The organism is Micromonospora aridisoli (assembly GCF_056150025.1).
Genome location: NZ_JAXCFK010000005.1, coordinates 54,675 through 73,242, shown reverse-complemented (window position 1 = coordinate 73,242; position 18,568 = coordinate 54,675). Strand labels below are relative to the sequence as shown.

Here is an 18,568-nt window from a genome sequence, read left to right as displayed (position 1 = left end):
CGAGGTCAGGAGGACGTTCGCCCGTACGCCGCCCGGGCCTCGGCGACCTGCGCCGCCTGTCGCTCGCGCCAGCGTTTCTGTGCCAGCCGGTTGCAGCTGCGGCAGACCCGACGCAGCCGGCCCGTCGCCGGGTCGATCTCCCGCTCGTGCCCGTTGCGGCAACGCGGACGTTGGCTGCGTTCCCGGCAGTTGTCCGCGTGGCTGAGCTGGCGCAGATGAGTTGGCTCGATGCAGTCGGGCACCCCGCAGCCGTGGTGGACTTCGAGGGTGGGGTCGTAGCCGCCGACGAAGACCGCGTACGCCGCGATGTGCGCCCATGCCCGGCCGGCGAGTTTCTGATGGACGCCGCGTCGGCTGCCGTAGCCGCGCACGATGAGGCATCCGTTGTCGGCCCGCGTCGTGCGGCTGAGCAGGTAGGCCCGCAGCGTGTCTTCGGTGAAGTGTCGGGAGAGGCCATTGATCTCAGACAGCACAGCGTCAGGGTAGGCGTCGGCTACGACCCCGCAAGATCCCGTGGTTTCTCCCCGCGGGTCACCGGAGAGGTCGTTGTCGAGGGCTGTGTACACACAAAGACAGCGGCCCGATGGCTGTCCGCCCGACTGCGTTCGGTTAGCCATCGGGAGAGATTTATGTCACTGAACGACGCGTGACGGAAACCCACCTGCCTCCCATTACTTGGGACGGCCGGATGGTTGGCGCGCCGGCGCACGCACGGCGACATCTCCCATGTGGGGGGGTGAGGTCGACCTACGCCCGGTCTCCGGCGGTTGGGGGCGTCAAGACGCTAAAGAGGAGCAAGCCTCATGTCTGCGATGGGGCATCGCGATGAGTAATTCCTGTCTTGCCGTTAGTCACATTCACTGCCTAATCTCGCCGAGGTCGTAGGCACACCGTCTGTGTTGAGACACCGCCGTCGTCAGCTCGACCGACCGGCTCTCGTGGCACCGTCATCAGCCACCTCACGGGGAACAGGACTCACGATGTCGACGAACACAACCCCTGCCACGCTCCAGGACACCGCCTTCGGGCGGGGCTACCGCAATCCGCCGGCCCTGCGCGAGGCGGTTGCCCGCGCCCACACCACCCGCCCGTTGCGCACGACCGCCACAGCACTCTTCGACCACGTGAGCGTGCCGCTGCTCCTGCTGGCCGCCACCTCACCACCAGTGCGGCAAGCGGGCTGGCCGGTGCTGGCGACGGCCCTGGTGGTCGCCGTCGTCCTCGCGGCCCGGCAGTTGCGAGCCCTGGAGTGCCTGGTGCACGAGGCTTCCCACTTCAACTGGAGCCGGCGGCACCGGACGCTGCAGGACGCCTTGGCCACAGTGCTGGCGGCTGTGCCGACCGGTGCCCGGATAAGCGAGTATCGAGCGAGCCACCTGTTGCACCACGGCCGGTTCGGCACGTCACAGGACCCGGACCGCCAGCGCTACGAGGAACTCGGCATCGAGGATCTCGACCGCTCCGGCGCCGTCGTGTTCATGCTCGGACTGCTGGCCCGGTTCGGCGCCTATCAGCGCGGCTGGCTGGGCACCCTCGGCTCCGCTCCGGCCACTGTGGCCCTGCCGTTGGCTTGGAGCCTGCTCACCGTTGCGCTGCCCGCCTGGCTCCTCGGCGGCCCGGCCTGGGCCGGCTGGGGCTGGCTCGCCTGGCTGCTGACCTATGTGCTCGCGCTGCCCGCGCTGCGACTGGTCGCCGAGAGCAGTGAGCACACCTATCGCGAGGCGAGCACCGTCTTCGCGGCCACCGTCAGCAACCTCGGCCGGATGCAGCGGCTGATGATCCACCCGCACGGCGACGGCTACCACACCATCCACCACATGTGGCCGGGTGTGCCGCATCATCAGCTGGCACGCCTGCACCGACAGTTGCTCGCCGCCGACGAAGAGTACCGCAAGCGGCTTCGGTACCGTACGAGCGTGCTACAGCGACCTCGTCAAGGATGGAACAAGATGCCCGATTCAACGGCAGTGCCGGCGACCGGCTCCGGGGCGCGTGGTCGCGCATGAGCGCGCTGCACATCGACAAGGCCGTGCTCACTGGCTATCCCGAGGTCCGCTTGGCGGTCGTCGTCGCCGAGGGGGTCCAGGGCGCCGACCGGTGGGACGAGGCCGACCGGATGTTGGCCGGGATCGAGGCAGCCACCGCGGAGGGCCAGTTCTTCCCGGCGTCGGAGTCCGACCCGGAGATCGCCGCCTGGCACCTGGTCTACCGCAGGTTCGGCACCAACCCGCGCAGGACGCGGGCGAGTGTTGAGGCGCTCTGCCGCAGGCTCGCCCGCTCCGGCCGGCTGCCCCGCATCAACGGCCCGGTGGACGCGTACAACGCCGTCTCGGTGCGGCATCGCCTGGCCGCCGGCGCGTTCGACCTGGACGCCCTGCACGGCGATCTGCATCTGCGCGAGGCACGCGCGGCAGACGTCTTCACCCCACTGGGCGAGCCCGAGGTGACAGAGCGTCCCGGCGACGGGGAGGTGGTGTACGCCGACGCCACCTCGGTGCTGACCCGGCACTGGAACCACCGCGACGCCGAGCGGACCAAGGTGACCCCGCAGTCGCGGCGCATCCTGTTCATCCTGGAATCAGCCGAGGGCGAAGCCGGGGTTCCGCACCTGGAAGCGGGCGTGCAGACCCTCACCCGCCTGCTCGCTTCCCAGGCGACCCGTACCACGGTGCGCCTGCCCGGCGCGGGGGAGTCGATGGTGGACCTGCGGTCGGAGCATTGACCGGGTGGAGGTGACCTACCTCGCGGGGCTCGCCCTCGGGCTGGCCTGATCGTGCCGATCGGCGCGTAGAACGTCTTCGTGGTAGGGGGCAAGGCCTGGCTGCGATGATCATTCGTGCCGGCGCGCCTGTTCGCTAACCCCAACCGGGGCTGAGAGCATTTTTCACATGCGTCCGCACGAGACTCCGGTGCAGTACCGTCCGCCGGCCTATCCGGCCCTGCCCGACGGGCCGATGGCCGTCACCGATGCGTGGTTGCGTAACCGCAGGTTGAGCGAGCACACCCGGGACGCGTACCGCCGTGACGTCGCCGGCTGGTTGAGCTGGTGCGCCGCCCGTGAGCTGGACCCGCTGCGCGCCAACTTCCTGCACGTCAACCAGTACGGACGCGAGCTGGAGGGCAGCCTGTCCGCCCGGACCGGCCGTCCGCTGACCCCGGCGACCGTCGCCCGGAAACTGTCCGCGTTGTCGAGCTGGTACGACTTCCTGGTCAAGCTGCGGGCGGTCGAGTCCAATCCGGTCGCCGGAGCCGACCGACCGCGCGTCGACCGGGACCATTCCGCGACCGTCGGCCTCGCCCCGGACGAGGTCGACGCGCTGCTCGCGGCCGCCGAGGCCGAGACTGGGCCGACCGCCCTCCGTAACCGCGCCGCCATCGCCCTCCTCGCCGACCTGGGGCTGCGGGTGGGGGAACTGGTCGCGCTCGACCTGGACGACCTCGGCGCCGAGCGGGGACACCGCAGCGTGCGGTTCGTCGGCAAGGGCGGGCGGCCACGCCGCCGGGCACTGACCCCGGGCACGGCGTACGCCGTCGACGCGTATCTGGCGGAGCGGGCCGCCGCCCAGCGGGTGGAGGTGGCGGAGCTGACCGGTCCGCTGCTGGTCACCGCCAGTGGTGCCCGGCTCGACCGGCACTCGGTGTTCCGGCTGGTCCGGCGGCTCGCCCGCAGCGCCGGGATCCCCGCGTGGGCGCGGCTGTCACCGCACTCCCTGCGACACGCCTTCGCCACCACCGCCCGCGCCGAGGGGGTGCCGTTGGAGGACGTGCAGGACGCGATGGGCCACGCCGACCCGCGCACCACCCGCCGCTACGACCGGGACCGGCACAACCTGGACCGGGATCCCGCGTACGCCATCTGGGCCGCCCGGGCCCGCCGCCGCGGCTGACCGTGGCCGGTGGGCCCGGCCTCGGTCAGCGGCTCACCGTGGGGACGCAGTACACGTCGCCGGAGTTGGCCTCGTGCGGCAGCGCGAGCAGGTACGCGGCCATCTCCTCGACGTCGACCCACCGCCCGAGGGTCAGCGCCTTGTGATCGCCGAGGGCCACGTCGAACCCGCCGAAACCGAGCTCGGCGAGCCGGTGCAGGCAGCGCAGCGCGACCGCCCGCCCGATCGTGGTGAACTCGAACGACAGTGCGGGCAGCGGGCGGCTCAGGCCGGCGAGCACGGCGTCCTCGAAGCCCTCCACGTCGATCTTGGCGAAGGCGGGTGTGCCGTACTCGGCGATCAGCGTGTCGAGGGTGGTCACCGGTACCTCTATCTGGCCGTCCCAGACCTGGCCCTCCCAACCGCCGGCCCCGGCGGCGGCGGCCACGAAGTCGGTGGAGGCGGTGGAGACGGTGGGGTTGGCCGAGTTGACCAGGAAACCGACCCGGCCGGGTTCGGCGCCGCAGGCCGCCTCGATCAGCGTGACCTGGTCGTCGTCGGCGTAGATGGTCCGCAGCGCCCGCAGGCACAGCGGCTGGGGTTCGACGGCCACGACGCGGGCGCCGAGGCGACGGAAGCTGCCGATGTGGTCGCCCACGTGCGAACCGATGTCGAAGACCAGGTCGCCGGGGCGAACGAACTGGGCGTAGAAGCCGTCCATGGCCGCGTCCCGGTCGGGGTTGCCGTAGTAGACCTCCAGCGAACGGCGTAGCGAGGCGGTGTTCGGGTCGGCCTTGAGCGCCTCGACCGCGGCGGAGTGGGTACCCATCGCAGCACCTTAACCCGCCCGCGGCGGCCGCCATGGCGGTCCGCGCGGCTGCCGCTCACCCCGGGTTACCGGCCCTGGTGCCGCAGCTGTCGGCACCCGGGGTCTCGCTGGTGATCGCTGATCGGGCAATGATCCCGGCCCGGAGAATATTGTTAGCCTCGGTGCATGGAATCCCCGTCGCCGGGTCGCCCGTCGGACCTGATGTTCCTGCTCAGTTGGGCCAGTCACGCGCTGCGCGCGGAGCACGCCGCCGGCCTGGCCGAACTGGGGATCTCGCCGCGGGCGTACGGGGTGCTGCTGCGCGCCCACGCGGGTGGCCTCACCCAGCGGCAGATCGGTGAGCAGTGCGGGGTCGACAAGACCACCATGGTGGTCACCCTGGACCAGTTGGAGGCCGCTGGCCTGGCCCGACGCGTTCCCGCGCCGCACGACCGACGGGCCCGCCTGGTCGAGGTGACCCCCCAGGGCGAGCGGGTGCTGGACCAGGCCCGGCAGATCGCCGCCCGCATCGAGGCGGATGTGCTCGCGGTGCTGCCCGAGGCCGAGCGCGAGGTGTTCATGCGGGCCGTCCAGCGTCTGGTCGACGAGCGGCTCTCCGGCGCAAGGGCATGTGGAGCCGTCGGCTCGGTCTGCTGAGCCACCCTCCGTCGATCTTGGTTCGACGGAGGCTCCGAGGACGTTTTCGGATCAAGGTCCGCCCGATCACACGGTTGTGGACAAGATAGTCTCGTACAAGACTATCTGTTACGGTCGCTGTCAGGTTCCCCCGATCGAGGAGTGATTCATGGACAGCACAGTCGCGCCTTCCGTCAGCGCCACCACCTCCATCCGCCGTCGAGCCGCCGGCGCACTGGCCGCTGTCGCGGTCTGCGTCGTGATCTGGCTCGTCGGCGCGCTCGGCGGTGCCGATTACTCGGTCCGCAGCCCGGGGCAGCCCGAGGTGGTGGTCAACCTGGTCCCGGTCGTGGTCGTCTCCCTCGGCTCGGCCCTGCTGGGCTGGGCGGCGCTGGCCGTGCTGGAGCGGTTGGCCGGGCGCCGGGCCACCACCATCTGGTTCAGCCTGGTGGTGGCGGTGACGCTGCTGTCGTTCGTGCCGCTGTTGCAGGTCGACGCCAGCGGCGGCGCCAAGATCGCCCTGGGCCTCATGCACCTGGCGGTGCCGGCCACCCTGGTCGCCCTGCTGCCGAAGCGCGGTCACTGAGCCGCCGACTTGACGCTGAGCGACGGACGAGCTAAATAAAGAAGTGGAAGTTGAGTCGACCGGACTCAACTAAGGATCCTTCGGCCAGGAGAACCGAGGAGGCACACGATGCTGATGCGTACCGACCCGTTCCGTGAGATCGACCGGCTCGCCGAGCAGTTCTTCGGCACCACCAGCCGCCCGGCCGTCATGCACATGGACGCCTACCGCGACGGTGACTACTTCTACGCCGCCTTCGACCTGCCCGGAGTCGACCCGGAGAGCATCGACTGCACTGTGCAGCGCAACGTGCTGACCGTCCGCGCCGAGCGTCGCCGCCCCGCTGGCGACGGCATCGAACTGGTCGCCGCCGAACGCCCGATGGGCGTCTTCAGCCGCCAGCTCTTCCTCGGCGACACGCTCGACACCGACAAGCTCGAGGCCGGCTACGACAACGGCGTGTTGACGCTGCGGATCCCGGTGGCCGAGCGGGCCAAGCCCCGCCGGGTCACCATCAGCGCGACCGCCAACGGCCACCGGGAAATCAAGGCCTGATCGACGAAACCGGTGTGGCCGGACGGGACACGGTGCGGTCCCGCCCGGCCACACCGACTTTCCGCCCGCCACGGCGGCCGATTCTCTACCGTCGGGTGGTGTGGGCGCCGCGCAACCGTGGAGCAGACCCGCCCGGCGACGCCATCCGATGCGGACCGGCCTCGCCATCGCCGGAGCGGGCGTCGCGTTGTGCTGCGTCGGGGTGGCCGGCCTGGGCGCCTGGAACCTGCAACTGGTCACCCAGGCCGCCGGCCCCGTCCGGGAGACCGCCGAGGGGTTCCTGCGGGAGGTCACCGCCGGCGACACCGGCAGCGCGTACGAACGCCTCTGTGCCGACGCCCGTACCCGGTGGAGTGAACTCGGCTTCACCAGCTGGGTACGCACCCCACCGGTGGTGCGCGACTACGAGATCGTGGACGTCTCCGTGGCCACCCAGGGCGGCCGGCCGCACGGCAAGGTCACCGTACGGCTGACCCGCGACACCGGCAGCACCGAACAGCGGGACCTGTCGGTGGTGCGGGAGGACGGCGGCTGGCGGGTCTGCGGCGATCCGTACTGATTCACACCCGGACCGGTTCGGCCGACTCGACCAACCGGCCGTCGCGCAGCACCAGCACCCGGTCGGCCAGCTCCACCAGGGTCGGGTCGTGGGTCGCGACCAGCGCCGTCATGCCCCGGGCGTGCACCACGGCCCGCAACAGGTCCATCACCGCACGGCCGGTCTCCGAATCCAGCTGGCCGGTCGGCTCGTCGGCGATCAACAGCGCCGGGTCGTTGGCCAACGCCCGGGCGATCGCCACCCGCTGCTGCTGCCCGCCGGACATCTCGTACGGCCGCTGCGCGGCGTGACCGCCCAGCCCGACCAGCTCCAGCAGCACCGACACCCGCTCCTCGCGTTGCGCGGCCGGGACCTTCGCCAGCCGCATCGGCACCCCCACGTTCTCCGCCGCCGACAGGATCGGGATCAGCCCGAAGGACTGGAACACGAACCCGATGGTGTCCCGGCGCAGCCGCAGCAGATCCTTCTCGCCCGCCGCGGTGACCTCCTGCCCGGCCACCCACACCCGACCCGAGGTGGGCCGGTCCAGACCGCCGATGAGGTTCAGCAGGGTGGTCTTGCCCGCGCCCGAACGTCCCCGCACCGCGACCAGCTCACCCCGACCGGCGCGCAGCGAGACGTCCCGCACCGCGTGGACCACCCGGTCACCACCGCCGTAGTCACGGCAGAGCCCCTCGGCCCGGATCAGATCGTGCTCGCTCACCGCGAACTCCTCTCGTCGCCGGAGCGGACCTGCACATGGTCCGGCTCCAGGGTCAGCCGGACCCGGTCGCGCAGGGCCAACGCGTCGACGAAACCCGCCGGCAACTGCATCCGCCCGGCCCGGTCCAGCACCGCGTACTCCTCGGTGACCAGTTCCTCGACGCCGTCGGCGCCCACCCGGGCGGTGCGGTGCACCTCCGAAGCGGTACGGCCGTCGCGGATCGCCACGGTACGGCGTACCTGGGAGGCGACCTGCGGGTCGTGGGTCACCACCACCACGGTCACGCCCAACTCGGCGTTGATGGCGCGCAGCGCGGCGAAGACCTCCCCGGCCGTCGCCTCGTCCAGCTCACCGGTCGGCTCGTCGGCGAAGAGCACCTCCGGGTCGTTGGCCACCGCCACCGCGACGGCACAGCGCTGCTGCTCGCCGCCGCTCATCTGCCCAGGGCGGCGGTCCGCGCAGTAGCCGACGCCGACCATCTCCAGCAGCTCCGCCGCCCGTCGCCGGGCGGTCCGGCCACCCCGGCGTGACAGCCGCATCGGCAGCTCCACGTTCTCCCGGGCGGTCAGATAGGGCAGCAGGTTGCGTCCGGTCTGCTGCCACACGAACCCGACGGTGTGCCGCCGGTAGCGCAGCCGTTTTCGGGCCGACATGGTGAGCAGGTCGTAGCCGGCCACCCGGGCGATGCCCGCGGTCGGCGTGTCCAACCCGGACAGGATGTTGAGCACCGTGGACTTTCCCGAGCCGGAGGCTCCCACGATGGCCAGCAGCTCACCACGGTCCACGACCAGGTCGAGGCCCTGCAACGCGACGACCTCCACCCCGTCGCTGGTGAAGATGCGCACCAGCCCGTCGCAGACGATGTGACCCCGTAACCGGTCAGCGCCCCCGGCCCGCGCGGCGGCCCGTTCCGCCGCCCGCCGCTGCAACGTCGCCAGGTCCGGGACGTCCCGCACCACCGTCATGGGTTCTCCTCTCCCAGACGCAGCGCCTCACCGAGGCGCATCCGTCGGTTCATCAGGTTCTCCACCGCCAGCCCCGCCGCCAGGCCCAGGACCACCAGCCCCAACACCGACGCCACCACCAGCGGATCGAGGTGGTCGCGGACCGGCACGCCGGGGGCGAAGGCGGACAGCCCGAGAGTCGGTCCCAGCATTCGCGGCAGCGCCATCCCCACCGCCGCGCCGGCCAGCGCCGCGACCAGGACCAACGGCACCAGCTCGTACACCAGCAACCGCCGACCACGGCCCGCGGACAGGCCCAGGGTGCGCAGCCGGGACAGCATCCGACCGCGCCCGGCGGCGTCGGCGACGACCGCGAACCCGACGGCGAGCACGGCCAGCGCGGTGCCCCCGGCCGCGCCGGCGGTGAACGCCAGGGTCAGTACGTCGTTCGCGCCGGTACGGTCCAGTCCCTCGCGGTACGCCCGCCAGGTCTGCACCGTCGCCGGCAGCTGCGTACGGGTCACCTCCGCGCCGAGCACCGCCGACTGCCGCCGCCGCTGCGCCTCGTCGGCCACCCCCCGCAGCTGCGCCTCGTCGATGTCGTCACCGGCGACCAGGAACCGGTTCGGAATGATCGGCGTGTACTCGTACTCGGGCAACGCCTGCCACGGCAGCACCACGAACCGCTCGGTGCCCAACCCGACGCCCGGAAAGACCTCGGTCACCTCGGCGACCCGGAACTCGTACAACCGGCCCTGCACGTCGACGGCGGCCCGGTCACCGACATCCGTGGCCACCTGCGGGGACACCACCGCCGGCACCGGCGCGTCGCCCCGGGCGGCAGCCCGCAACGCGCCCGGCACATCCACGTCGACGCCGCTGCGCGCCACCACCTCGGCGAAGGCCGGCGCATCCACCACCAGCACCCGGGCCGTGCCGAGCTGCCGCGACGGCGTCCCCGCCTCCGGCACCAGCCGGCGATTCGAGTCCACCCAGGCCCGGGCCACCGTCGTCACCCCGGACACCTCCGTCAGCGCCGCCGCCGCATCGGGGGCGAACGCGTACCCGGACAGCCAGGCATCCGCCGGCACCGTCAACGTCGCCGCCCGGTCCCGGGCCGCACCGACCGTGGTGGTGACCACCCCACCGAAGACCCCGGTGCTGACCGCGACGATCAGCACCGCCAGCGGACCCAACGCCACCGGCGCACCTCGCGCCGCCCGGGCCACGCCGAGGAACAGCAACGCGCCCCTGGCCCGCGCGGCGAGCCGCCCGGCCAGCCGCAACGGCCCCGGCAGCAGCCGCACCGCCAGCAACGCCGCGGCGACCGCCACCAGCACCGGCACCGAGGCGAGGTACGCGTCGACACCGGCGTCCGGGTCGAGGCCACGACGGCGCAGCAGCACCACCCCGAGTCCGGCCAGCAGCAGCACGCCCGCCTCGACGGTCAGCCGTCGAGCCGAGGGGCGCCGCCACGCGGCATCGGCGCGTCCGGTGACCACCCCGACCCGCCGCTGCGAGTGCATCGCCAGCACCGGCACCACCAGGGTGGTGAGCACCGCCAACGCCAGCACCGGCCACGGCACCGCCGCGCCGCGACCCGGCACCCGGGTGCCGATCAGCCAGCCGACCAGCACCGCGAGCGGCTGCACGAGCGCGGACTCGGCCAGGGTCCGCAGGCCGATCGCGGTCAGGGCCGCACCCCGGGCCCGCAGCAGCGCGAACTCGTCACGTCGTCGCAGCACCGCCAGCCGCGCCGCCAGCAGGATCAACCCGAGCAGACTGGCGACCAGACCCGCCTGCACGACGGCCAACAGCGCCTGCACGGCACGCAACTGACCCGCGAAGCGCGACAACGCGCTGTCCAGCGACGTCTGCACGGTCGCCCCCGACGACCACGACATGCGGCGTGCCTCGGCCACCGCCGCCGTCACCGAATCCAGCGTGTCCGCGTTCAGTCGCCGCTCGTCGAGGCGGTACCGCCAACCGCTCACCGCCGGGACACCGCTGCCGGCGGAGACGACGTCCACACCGGCCCAGTCGGTCACCCCCGCCACGATGTACGGCTCACCGTCGAGCACCGGAACCACCGGCTCCAGCGCGTACCCGAGGTCGTCCCAGACCGGGTCGTCGGCGTTCCGCGGCTCGAAGAGTCCGACGACGTGCGCGGGCGCCTGCCCGTCCCGCCCATCGAAGGTCAGCCGCTGGCCGGGACGCAACGACAGGGTCTCGGCCACCGCCGCCGACACGGCCACCTCGGCCGGGCCGTCCGGCCGCGTACGCGGCCACCGCCCGGCGGTCAGCTCGGCCGCCTCCACCACACCGGTCTGGGCCCGCAGGCCGAACATCTTCCGCGCGCCACCGTTCATCGGCGCGTCGTCGCCGGAGGCGAGCAGCCGCTCCTCATCCAACGACGCCGAATACCACCGGCGGTCCACCAGCTCCGGCAGCGGGTGCGGCAACTCGGCGACATAGCGGTCCAGGTCGGCCTGCCCGGCGGCGACCGGCGACGGCCGCTCCGCGGCGAGGGACACGTCGCGCACCAGGTGCGGTAGCCGGGCCACGTCCGCACGCAACCCCCGGTCGGTGTATTCGCCGGTCAGCCGAGGTGCGGCCGTCAGCAGCAACGCCGCCACCAACCCCAGCACCGCCAGCAGCGTCACCTGCCCGCCGTACGCCCTGATTCGCCTCAGGTTCACCGGACGCGCCTTTCGTTCGCGACTGCGGGGCTCGCAAGCTCACTCCTCGCGCTCACTGGTCCTCCGCGGTGCGTAGGTGCGTGGCGGTCAGCCGGCGTCGGACGCTCACCGACACCGCCGCGCTGAACGCCAGGGCCAGCGCCAGCAGTCCCACTGCGGTGCCCAGCACCGGCGGCCAGTCGACACTCAGCAACGGTGGGGGATCGGGGCGGTCCGCCGACGAGGTGAGGATGACCAGCGGCGCCATCGTCGCCGCCACGCCGACGCCCACGGCCAGCCCGACCAGCACGCCCATGCCGGCGAGGAACGACTGTTCGGCCAGCAGCGACCGGGCCACCAGGCGGTGACCGGCACCGAGGGTGTGCAGCACGGCCAGTTCCCTGGCCCGCCGCCGTGCCGTCGCGCTCACGTCGACGGCCACACCGACCGCGGCCAGCAGCACCGCGGCGAGGGCGGCGGCGAAGAGCGCACCACGGGCACCCACCCCGAACGGGTCGCGGGCCAACTCGTCGGCCACATCCTCGCGAGCCAGCACGGTCAGCCCACCGAGAGCGGTGGCCGCCCCGGCCACCTGCGCCGCGTCACCGGGCCGGGCAGCCACCCACCACTCCTGCGGCGTGCGGACGATGCCGTGGTCGTGGAACAGCCGGTTGCGCAGCGACGGCAGGTCGACCAGCAACGCCGCGTCCTCGGTGTCGCCGGGCATCGCCGCGACCCGGTCGACCACGACGACGTCCACCTCGCCGCCACCAAGGAACAGCCGGGTCTGCGCCCCCACGTCGACGTGCAACATGTCGAGCGCCTCGGCCGTGGCGACCACCGGCACCCGGTTCGCACCGGCCGGACGGGTCACCGCCAGCTGTACAGGGGAGTCCCGGGCCCACCAGCCCGCCGGAATGTCACGTTCGTAGCGGCCGGTCAGCGTGGCACCGGAGACCGTCGACGCGGTGGCCGCGCCCGTGCGGTCGACCAGCTGCCACGGCCCGCCAGCGAGGTCCACCGGCGTGCCGGCGGAGGAGTCCGGGCTGGCCCGCAGGTTCGACAGCCGCCAGTCGACGCTCAGCCGCGGAGCACCGACGGTCTCGGCGGTGAAACCGGCCAGCCGCCACGGCCCGTCGCCCGCCGGCAAGTCCACGGCGAACCGCAGCGGCTGGCCGCCCCGGCCGGTGGAGCCCAGGTCCACCAGATGCTGCTCACCCCGCACGTCGCTGAGCACCACCCGGTGTCTTACGCGGGTGCCGTTGTCGAAGCCGTCGACCCGGGTACGCAGCTGGCCGGTCAGCCGCCGGGAACCCGCCGGCAACAGCGTCTCCGGTGCCCCGACCCGCGCGTCGGCGAGACCTGCGAACAGCCGCTCGGTGGAGCCGCCGGCCAGGTCGGACCGCAGTCGGATCACCGCGCCCGCGGTGTCGGCGTCCACCGCCAGCATGGTGGCCGGTGCGGTGCCCGAGCCCAGCCGTACCGGGTCCCGCCAGGCCGGCAGAACCGCGCGGGTGCCCGGCAGACCGGTGAGCTGGTCGGCGCGGCCGGCGGGAGCGGCCCCGGTGGTCTCGGTCAACCGCAGGTCGGCGCCGACCCGGTGGGCGGCCTGGTCGTCGAGGGAACGCTGTGACGTGCCGGCCAGCGACCAGGCGAGGGTGCCGACCGCCACGGCGAGGGCCAGCAGCAGCACCGGGCCGGCATGGGGGCGCCGGCCAGCCTGCCAGGTGCCCAGCATGACGGCGGTCCACGGCCTGCGGTCCACCCAGCGTTCCGCCAGCCGGACCAGCGGGGGCAGCAGCCGCAGCGCCAGCACCGCCCCGGCCAGCACACCCAGCGTGGGTGCGGCCGCCAACAGCGGATCGACGCCCAGCTCGCCGCCGTGGGAACGCGACAGTGGGGACGAGTACCTGCTCAGCTGGTACCAGCTGAGCAGGGCCAGGCCCACGAGCAGGACGTCGAACCCGGCCCGTTGCACCATGCCCCGCCGGCTCGGCCGGGAGCGGCTGGCCAGGTCCGCGACGTAGCTGTCGCCCCGACGCAGACTCGGTCCGACCATCGCCAGCGCGCAGCCGGCGGCGGCCACCCCGGCCACCAGCCACACCATCGATTCGGGTGACAGGTCGGGGCGCAACGAGACGGCGGCGAGTCCGGGTAGCCGGTCGGCCGCGCCCAGCAGCTCAACCACGAGTGGTGGGGCGAGCACCGCCGCCGGCAGGACGACCAGGGCGGCCTCCCGGGCGGTCAGCCCGGCCAGCTGCCAGCGGGCCGCGCCCCGGGCCCGCAGCAGCGCGGTCTCGGCCCGCCGGTGCTCGGTGAGCAGGACCGCCACGAGCAGCAGCGCGTACCCGCCGAGCACCACCACCAGCAGCATCGGGGTGACCAGGGCGGACCGCCCGACGAGGGTGGCCTGCTGCAGGCGGTGCACCAGGGCCACGAGGTCGCTGGTGACCACCGCCGATTCACCGAGCCCGGCCTCGGCCGCGGTGTTCGTGGTGATCTGGGCGGCGGCGTCGGCGAGCCGGTCCAGGGCGGCGGGGCCGACGCCGGCCAGCTCCGGCTCGACCAGCCAGGCGGCGGAGGCGTTGGCCAGGAAGTGGGTGACGAAGTCATCGCGGGACACCGTCATCGGGCCGTAGGTGGCCGCCTGCGGCAGCGAACCGACCGCCGTCTCCGGCGCCAGTCGCCAGTACGCGGCGTCCGGGTCGACGGGGGTGAACACGCCCGCCACGACCACGTCGGTGACCCGTCCGCTCAGCCCGTCGGTGATCGGGATGCGGTCGCCGACGCCCACCCCCAGTGTCGTCGCCGCCGCCTCGGCGATCGTGGTCTGCACCGGGCTCGCTCCGGTTTGCGACCACGCCCCGGCGGTCAACCGGGCGTGCGCGGGCAGGTCGTCGAGAAACATCACCGACGCGTAGGTGGCCCCGGTGCGGTCCGCCGCGGCGTCACCGGTGTCGCCGCGCAGCTGCCGACCGGCGGCGTACCCGGCGGTGCTGATCCGCGCCGGCAGGCCGGCCAGGTCGGCGGAGACCCGCTCACGCAGGGCGGTGTCGCGTTCCCGCAGCGCCTCGTCGGTGCGACCGGCGGAGGCGCGTACCAGGACGGACCGTTCCTCGGCGGTGGCCGCGCCGAGCACGTTGCGGGTACCGGAGTCGACGACGTCCCGGTTGTACGCGGCCAGGCCGGTGAGGGCGACGGTGGCCACCAGCGCCGCCCCGGCGGCGGCCAGCAGCAACCCCTTCGTGGCCCGGGCACGCCGCAACGCGAACCTCATCGTGCTGTACCCCCGCCGGTCCGCGGGCCGCTGTGGCCCTCTGGTCGCTCTCGTCATGCACCAGAAGGGGTCGACCCCGGGGAAAGGTTCGCAGCGGTGATCGTTTCGTTATCCGAGGTGCCGCGCGGCCGGCCGGGACCGGCGGTTCAGCTGCCGGGTGCGGCGCCGCGGGGGCCGAGGTCACCGGCGCGGTGATGCCGCCGGCAGAGCACCTGGTAGCGCACGTCGGCGGTGTCGACGGTGTCGCCGATGACGACCTGCTCGCCCTCGCGGGCCACCCGCCCGTCGGCGACGCGGGCGTTGAGCAGGCCCTCGCGTCCGCACCAGCAGAGCACCTCGACCTGGATGCGGGCCACCGAGTCGGCCAGTTCGAACAGTCGCTGGGCGGCCGGGAACAGGCAGGAGCGGAAGTCGGTGGCCAGGCCGAAGGCGTACACGTCGACGTCGTAGCTGTCGACCAGGTCGGCCATCTGCTCCACGTGCTCGACCGAGTAGAAGCTGGCCTCGTCGCAGATCAGGTAGTCCACGCGTACCCCGTCGGCCCAGGCGTCGCGCACCAGGGTGCGCAGGTCGAGCGAGTCGGTCACCTCGATGGCCTCGTGGGCCAGCCCGATCCGGGTGGTCACCTGCGGGCCGAGCGAACGGTCGATGCGGGTGGTGACCAGACCCCGGCGTCCCTGCCGGGCATGGTTGTAGTTCATCTGCAGCGCCATGGTCGACTTGCCGCAGTCCATCGGCCCCCAGTAGAACCGCAGCGCGGCGGCGTGCGCCGGCCGCCCGTCCACGCCGCGGGCGGCGACACACCCGGCCGGGTTGTCGCCCTCACCGGGCAGCGGCGGGCGGGCCAGACAGGTCGGTACGGCGTCGTCGGTCGTCACGGATCGGCAGCCTAGTGCGGGGGCATCCGTTTCACGCGGCTGGTCCGACCGGTGGTGTCGATCATCGCACCACCGGTCGGTGTCCGCCGGGTCAGAGCACCCGGGGCGGGGTGTTGCCGGCGGCGACGATGGCCCGCCGGATCGGCACCGCGAGCAGCAGCAGGAAACCGACCACAAAGAAGATCAACAAGGAGACCAGGCCGACCCGGTAGGAGTTGGTGAGCTGGAACACCAGGCCGAACGCCAGCGGTCCGAGCCAGCTGGTGCCCTTGTCGCTGATCTCGTAGAAGCCGTAGTACTCGCCTTCCTTGCCGGCGGGGATCAGCTGGCTGAACAGTGACCGGCTCAGCGCCTGACTGCCGCCCAGGACCAGGCCGATGGCCGCGCCGAGCACCATGAACGGCAGCGGCGCCTCGGCGGGCAACCGGAACGCCGCCACGATCACGGCCGTCCACAGCACCAGGCTCAGCAGGACCGTCTTCCAGGCCCCGATCCGCCCGGCCAGGGCACCCAGCGCCAACGCGCCACCGAAGGCCAGGAACTGCACCAGCAGGATCGTCACGATCAGGGTGCTCTGACCCAGCCGCAACTCCTCGGTGCCGTACTGGCTGGCCAGGGTGATGACGGTCTGAATGCCGTCGTTGTAGACCAGGAACGCCAGCAGGAAGAACAACGTCAGCGGGTACGCCTTGATCTCCCGCAGGGTGCGGCCGAGCTGCCGGAACCCGTCGGTGAGCACGTTGCCGCGGCCACCGGCGGCGAGCGCGGCGGCGGTGGGGTGTTCCCGCAGCCAGCGCAGCGGCACCAGGGTGAACGCCGCCCACCACAGCCCGGCCGAGACGATGGACCAGCGGGCCATATCCAGGGTGCGTTCGGCGGTGCCGTTGTCGAACGACTGCACCGCGACGAGGTTCAACGCCAGCAGTAGACCACCGCCGAGGTAGCCCAGCGCCCAGCCCCGGCTGGAGATGGCGTCGCGCTCGTCCGGCCCGCCCAACTGGGGCAGGAACGAGTTGTACACCACGATCGCCGCACCGAAGCTGATGTTCGCGATCATGAACAGCGCGCCACCGAGCAGGTACCGGTCCCCGGTGACGAACAGCATCCCGATGGTCGCGGCGGCACCGGTGTACGCCGTGCCGGCCAGCAGCCGCTTCTTGTGCAGCGACCGGTCCGCGATCGCCCCGATCACCGGCAGCACGAAGACCGTCAGCAGCACCGACAGCGAGATCAGGTACGGGTAGTACGAGCCGGCGGCCACCTTGATGCCCAGCGGGTACACGTACCCGGAACAGTTGTCGGCGCCGAGTTCGCAGCCGGCGGCGAGCTTGGCCACGCTGGTCAGGAACGGCCCGAGGAAGACCGTGATGACGGTGGTCTGGAACGCCGAGTTGGCCCAGTCGTAGAAGTACCAGCCGGTGCGCTCGCGGCGGGTGCTTCTCGGTGGTGGTGCGTCCTGCGCCGCCGGGGTGACCGTCTCGGCCATGGGGGTCCTCCGCCCAGATTGTTCAGGCGGCCCAGTGGCCGCGGCTGCGGTAGACGTCGCGCAGCACGCCGACGTGGTCGGTCATGATGCCATCAACACCAAGATCAAGTAACTCGTGCATCTCGGTGGGTTCGTCGATCGTCCAGACGTGCACCTGCAGGCCGAGTCGGTGAGCCGTCCGCAGGAAGCGACGGTCGACCACCGGCACCCGGCCGTAGCGCACCGGCACCTGCGCGGCCACCACCGACGGCGGCAGCCGCAGCGGCCGGCCGGTCCACGAGGCCCACCGCAGCCGGGCCACCCCGCGCACCCCGAGACTGGTGGCGACCCGCCCGCCGGTCAGCGCGCGCAACCGGGTCAGCCGGGAGTCGCTGAACGAGGCCAGCAGCACCCGGTCGGCGGCACCGGCCCGGTCGACCGTGGCGACGGTGGGTGCCACCCCGGCGTCGGACTTGACGTCGATGTTGAACCGGACCTGCGGCCACGCGTCCAGCACCTCGTCGAGGCGGGGCACCACGGCGGAGCCGCCGACGCGCACCGTGGCCAGGTCGGTCCAGCGCATTGCGCCCACCCGGCCCCGTTGCCCGGTGACCCGCTCCAGGGTGTCGTCGTGGAACACCACGGCCACCCCGTCGGCGGTGCCGTGCACGTCGGTCTCGACGTACCGGTAGCCCAGCGCGACCGCCCGGGCGAACGCGGCGGCGGTGTTCTCGTCGCCGTCGGCGGCGCCGCCGCGATGGGCGAAGGCCAGCGGGACGGGTGCGTCGAGGTAGGGGTACACGGCAGGTGACACGCCGCGCAGTATGCCTGCCGCCGGTGACCCCCGGGTGGCGGGCCGGCGGCCGGCCGGGTGAACCCGACCGTCCACACCCCGACGGGTGATTGCAAGAAGCCGGACAGTAACCTTCCCGGTCGGCGCGAACCCGGCGACGATGCCCGGGTGATGGCGTGGATGGATCCCGCACGGCGGCGGGACGATCGGCCGTCGGCACCGGCGGTGCTGACCACCCGTCCCGTGCACGCGCTGCCGGGACGGGTCGCGTCGCCGCACCGCCCGCCGACCCGTGGGGTCCCGGCCGGCTTCGCCGTGGTGCTGGTCACGACGCTGGCCGTCGGCAGCCCCTGGGGATACCAGGCGACCAGGGAACTGAGCCTCGCGCTGCCCCGGACCGACGGCCCGGCCGGAATCGTCACGACGGTGCTCGACGCGATGCTGCGGGGGCTGTCGTGGCTGCGCTGGGGCGGCGTGGGGGACACGCAGACGTGGTCCGGTTACCAGTTGGGCCGGGCCCTCCAGGTGGTCCTGTTCCTGCTGGTCCTGCTGCTGTTGGCGCGCCGGCTGGCCGGCGGGGCCACCCCGTCGCGGGCGTACCGCTTCTTCGGCGCGCTCGGCGTCTCGGTCGCGGCGGCGGCCCTCGCCACGCTCGGTGCCGCCTTCGTGTACCCGGCCGTCGGCAGCGACATCTACCTCGGCTCGGGCACCCGCGGGGAACTGCTCAACGAACTGGTCGGGGCGCTGCTCTGCGGTGTCGTCATCGGGCTGTTGCTGGCGGTGTCGTCCGCCCGAGGTTCCCCGTCTCGACCGACCATCCCCGGCCTGGGAGGGAACTGAC

General features: G+C 72.8%; 17 protein-coding genes. 8 read left to right on the top strand and 9 right to left on the bottom strand.

The window, feature by feature from the left end:
* Positions 1-5: 5 nt before the first annotated feature.
* Positions 6-473: an HNH endonuclease gene (locus SM447_RS12350; RefSeq protein ID WP_474572896.1), complete on the bottom strand. Its 468-nt coding sequence runs from the start codon at positions 471-473 to the stop codon at positions 6-8.
* A 507-nt stretch (positions 474-980) separates the two neighbouring features.
* Between SM447_RS12350 and SM447_RS12345 the strand changes: the two genes are divergently transcribed.
* The 3 genes from SM447_RS12345 to SM447_RS12335 all read left to right on the top strand — a co-directional run bounded on the left by SM447_RS12345 (position 981) and on the right by SM447_RS12335 (position 3,887).
* Positions 981-2,006 carry a fatty acid desaturase gene (locus SM447_RS12345; RefSeq protein ID WP_474572895.1) on the top strand — a complete coding sequence of 342 codons (1,026 nt, stop codon included), beginning with the start codon at positions 981-983 and terminating at the stop codon, positions 2,004-2,006.
* Positions 2,003-2,722 (top strand): B3/B4 domain-containing protein, encoded by a 720-nt coding sequence (locus SM447_RS12340; protein WP_474572894.1) that lies wholly within the window; start codon positions 2,003-2,005, stop codon positions 2,720-2,722. The genes SM447_RS12345 and SM447_RS12340 overlap by 4 nt, the downstream gene beginning before the upstream one ends.
* A 166-nt stretch (positions 2,723-2,888) precedes the next feature.
* Positions 2,889-3,887: a tyrosine-type recombinase/integrase gene (locus SM447_RS12335; RefSeq protein WP_474572893.1), complete on the top strand. Its 999-nt coding sequence runs from the start codon at positions 2,889-2,891 to the stop codon at positions 3,885-3,887.
* Positions 3,888-3,912: 25 nt separating this feature from the next.
* On the opposite strand, the gene SM447_RS12330 is transcribed toward SM447_RS12335, so the two are convergent.
* Positions 3,913-4,695 (bottom strand): FkbM family methyltransferase, encoded by a 783-nt coding sequence (locus tag SM447_RS12330; protein WP_474572892.1) that lies wholly within the window; start codon positions 4,693-4,695, stop codon positions 3,913-3,915.
* 165 nt (positions 4,696-4,860) lie between these two features.
* Between SM447_RS12330 and SM447_RS12325 the strand changes: the two genes are divergently transcribed.
* The 4 genes from SM447_RS12325 to SM447_RS12310 all read left to right on the top strand — a co-directional run bounded on the left by SM447_RS12325 (position 4,861) and on the right by SM447_RS12310 (position 6,989).
* A complete protein-coding gene (locus tag SM447_RS12325) occupies positions 4,861-5,331 on the top strand; it encodes a MarR family winged helix-turn-helix transcriptional regulator (RefSeq protein WP_474572891.1) in 471 nt (156 codons plus the stop codon).
* 148 nt (positions 5,332-5,479) lie between these two features.
* Positions 5,480-5,896 (top strand): DUF6069 family protein, encoded by a 417-nt coding sequence (locus tag SM447_RS12320; protein WP_474572890.1) that lies wholly within the window; start codon positions 5,480-5,482, stop codon positions 5,894-5,896.
* Between the two features lie 108 nt (positions 5,897-6,004).
* The gene (locus SM447_RS12315; RefSeq protein WP_474572889.1) at positions 6,005-6,430 is read left to right on the top strand and encodes an Hsp20/alpha crystallin family protein; all 426 of its coding nucleotides are present in this window, start codon (positions 6,005-6,007) and stop codon (positions 6,428-6,430) included.
* Positions 6,431-6,530: 100 nt separating this feature from the next.
* On the top strand, positions 6,531-6,989 hold the full coding sequence (locus tag SM447_RS12310; protein ID WP_474572888.1) for an Rv0361 family membrane protein: 459 nt from the start codon (positions 6,531-6,533) through the stop codon (positions 6,987-6,989).
* A 1-nt stretch (position 6,990) separates the two neighbouring features.
* On the opposite strand, the gene SM447_RS12305 is transcribed toward SM447_RS12310, so the two are convergent.
* The 7 genes from SM447_RS12305 to SM447_RS12275 form a co-directional block, all read right to left on the bottom strand.
* Entirely contained in the window at positions 6,991-7,692 is a 702-nt protein-coding gene (locus tag SM447_RS12305; protein ID WP_474572887.1) for an ABC transporter ATP-binding protein, read from the bottom strand.
* Complete coding sequence (locus SM447_RS12300; RefSeq protein WP_474572886.1) at positions 7,689-8,657, bottom strand: ABC transporter ATP-binding protein; 969 nt, start codon at positions 8,655-8,657, stop codon at positions 7,689-7,691. Before SM447_RS12300 ends, SM447_RS12305 begins: the two co-directional genes overlap by 4 nt.
* Positions 8,654-11,335 carry an FtsX-like permease family protein gene (locus SM447_RS12295; protein WP_474572885.1) on the bottom strand — a complete coding sequence of 894 codons (2,682 nt, stop codon included), beginning with the start codon at positions 11,333-11,335 and terminating at the stop codon, positions 8,654-8,656. Before SM447_RS12295 ends, SM447_RS12300 begins: the two co-directional genes overlap by 4 nt.
* A gap of 52 nt (positions 11,336-11,387) precedes the next feature.
* Positions 11,388-14,591, bottom strand: a complete 3,204-nt coding sequence (locus tag SM447_RS12290) for an FtsX-like permease family protein (RefSeq protein ID WP_474572884.1) — start codon at positions 14,589-14,591, stop codon at positions 11,388-11,390.
* A 146-nt stretch (positions 14,592-14,737) separates the two neighbouring features.
* Positions 14,738-15,439 carry a thymidine kinase gene (locus tag SM447_RS12285; RefSeq protein WP_474573260.1) on the bottom strand — a complete coding sequence of 234 codons (702 nt, stop codon included), beginning with the start codon at positions 15,437-15,439 and terminating at the stop codon, positions 14,738-14,740.
* A 121-nt stretch (positions 15,440-15,560) separates the two neighbouring features.
* Positions 15,561-16,955, bottom strand: coding sequence for an MFS transporter (locus SM447_RS12280; protein ID WP_474572883.1), 1,395 nt, complete (start codon positions 16,953-16,955; stop codon positions 15,561-15,563).
* 22 nt (positions 16,956-16,977) lie between these two features.
* A complete protein-coding gene (locus SM447_RS12275) occupies positions 16,978-17,748 on the bottom strand; it encodes a glycerophosphodiester phosphodiesterase family protein (protein ID WP_474572882.1) in 771 nt (256 codons plus the stop codon).
* A gap of 159 nt (positions 17,749-17,907) precedes the next feature.
* Here SM447_RS12275 and SM447_RS12270 point away from each other — a divergent pair, with 159 nt between their 5' ends.
* Positions 17,908-18,567 (top strand): hypothetical protein, encoded by a 660-nt coding sequence (locus tag SM447_RS12270; protein WP_474572881.1) that lies wholly within the window; start codon positions 17,908-17,910, stop codon positions 18,565-18,567.
* Position 18,568: the final 1 nt, after the last annotated feature.

What these genes read in the sequence shown, in the direction of transcription:
- SM447_RS12345 (WP_474572895.1), top strand. Translation starts at nt 981, where the DNA reads ATGTCGACGAACACAACCCCTGCCACGCTCCAGGACACCGCCTTCGGG.
- SM447_RS12340 (WP_474572894.1), top strand. Translation starts at nt 2,003, where the DNA reads ATGAGCGCGCTGCACATCGACAAGGCCGTGCTCACTGGCTATCCCGAG.
- SM447_RS12335 (WP_474572893.1), top strand. Translation starts at nt 2,889, where the DNA reads ATGCGTCCGCACGAGACTCCGGTGCAGTACCGTCCGCCGGCCTATCCG.
- SM447_RS12330 (WP_474572892.1), bottom strand. Translation starts at nt 4,695, where the DNA reads ATGGGTACCCACTCCGCCGCGGTCGAGGCGCTCAAGGCCGACCCGAAC.
- SM447_RS12325 (WP_474572891.1), top strand. Translation starts at nt 4,861, where the DNA reads ATGGAATCCCCGTCGCCGGGTCGCCCGTCGGACCTGATGTTCCTGCTC.
- SM447_RS12320 (WP_474572890.1), top strand. Translation starts at nt 5,480, where the DNA reads ATGGACAGCACAGTCGCGCCTTCCGTCAGCGCCACCACCTCCATCCGC.
- SM447_RS12315 (WP_474572889.1), top strand. Translation starts at nt 6,005, where the DNA reads ATGCTGATGCGTACCGACCCGTTCCGTGAGATCGACCGGCTCGCCGAG.
- SM447_RS12300 (WP_474572886.1), bottom strand. Translation starts at nt 8,657, where the DNA reads ATGACGGTGGTGCGGGACGTCCCGGACCTGGCGACGTTGCAGCGGCGG.
- SM447_RS12290 (WP_474572884.1), bottom strand. Translation starts at nt 14,591, where the DNA reads ATGAGGTTCGCGTTGCGGCGTGCCCGGGCCACGAAGGGGTTGCTGCTG.
- SM447_RS12280 (WP_474572883.1), bottom strand. Translation starts at nt 16,955, where the DNA reads ATGGCCGAGACGGTCACCCCGGCGGCGCAGGACGCACCACCACCGAGA.
- SM447_RS12270 (WP_474572881.1), top strand. Translation starts at nt 17,908, where the DNA reads ATGGATCCCGCACGGCGGCGGGACGATCGGCCGTCGGCACCGGCGGTG.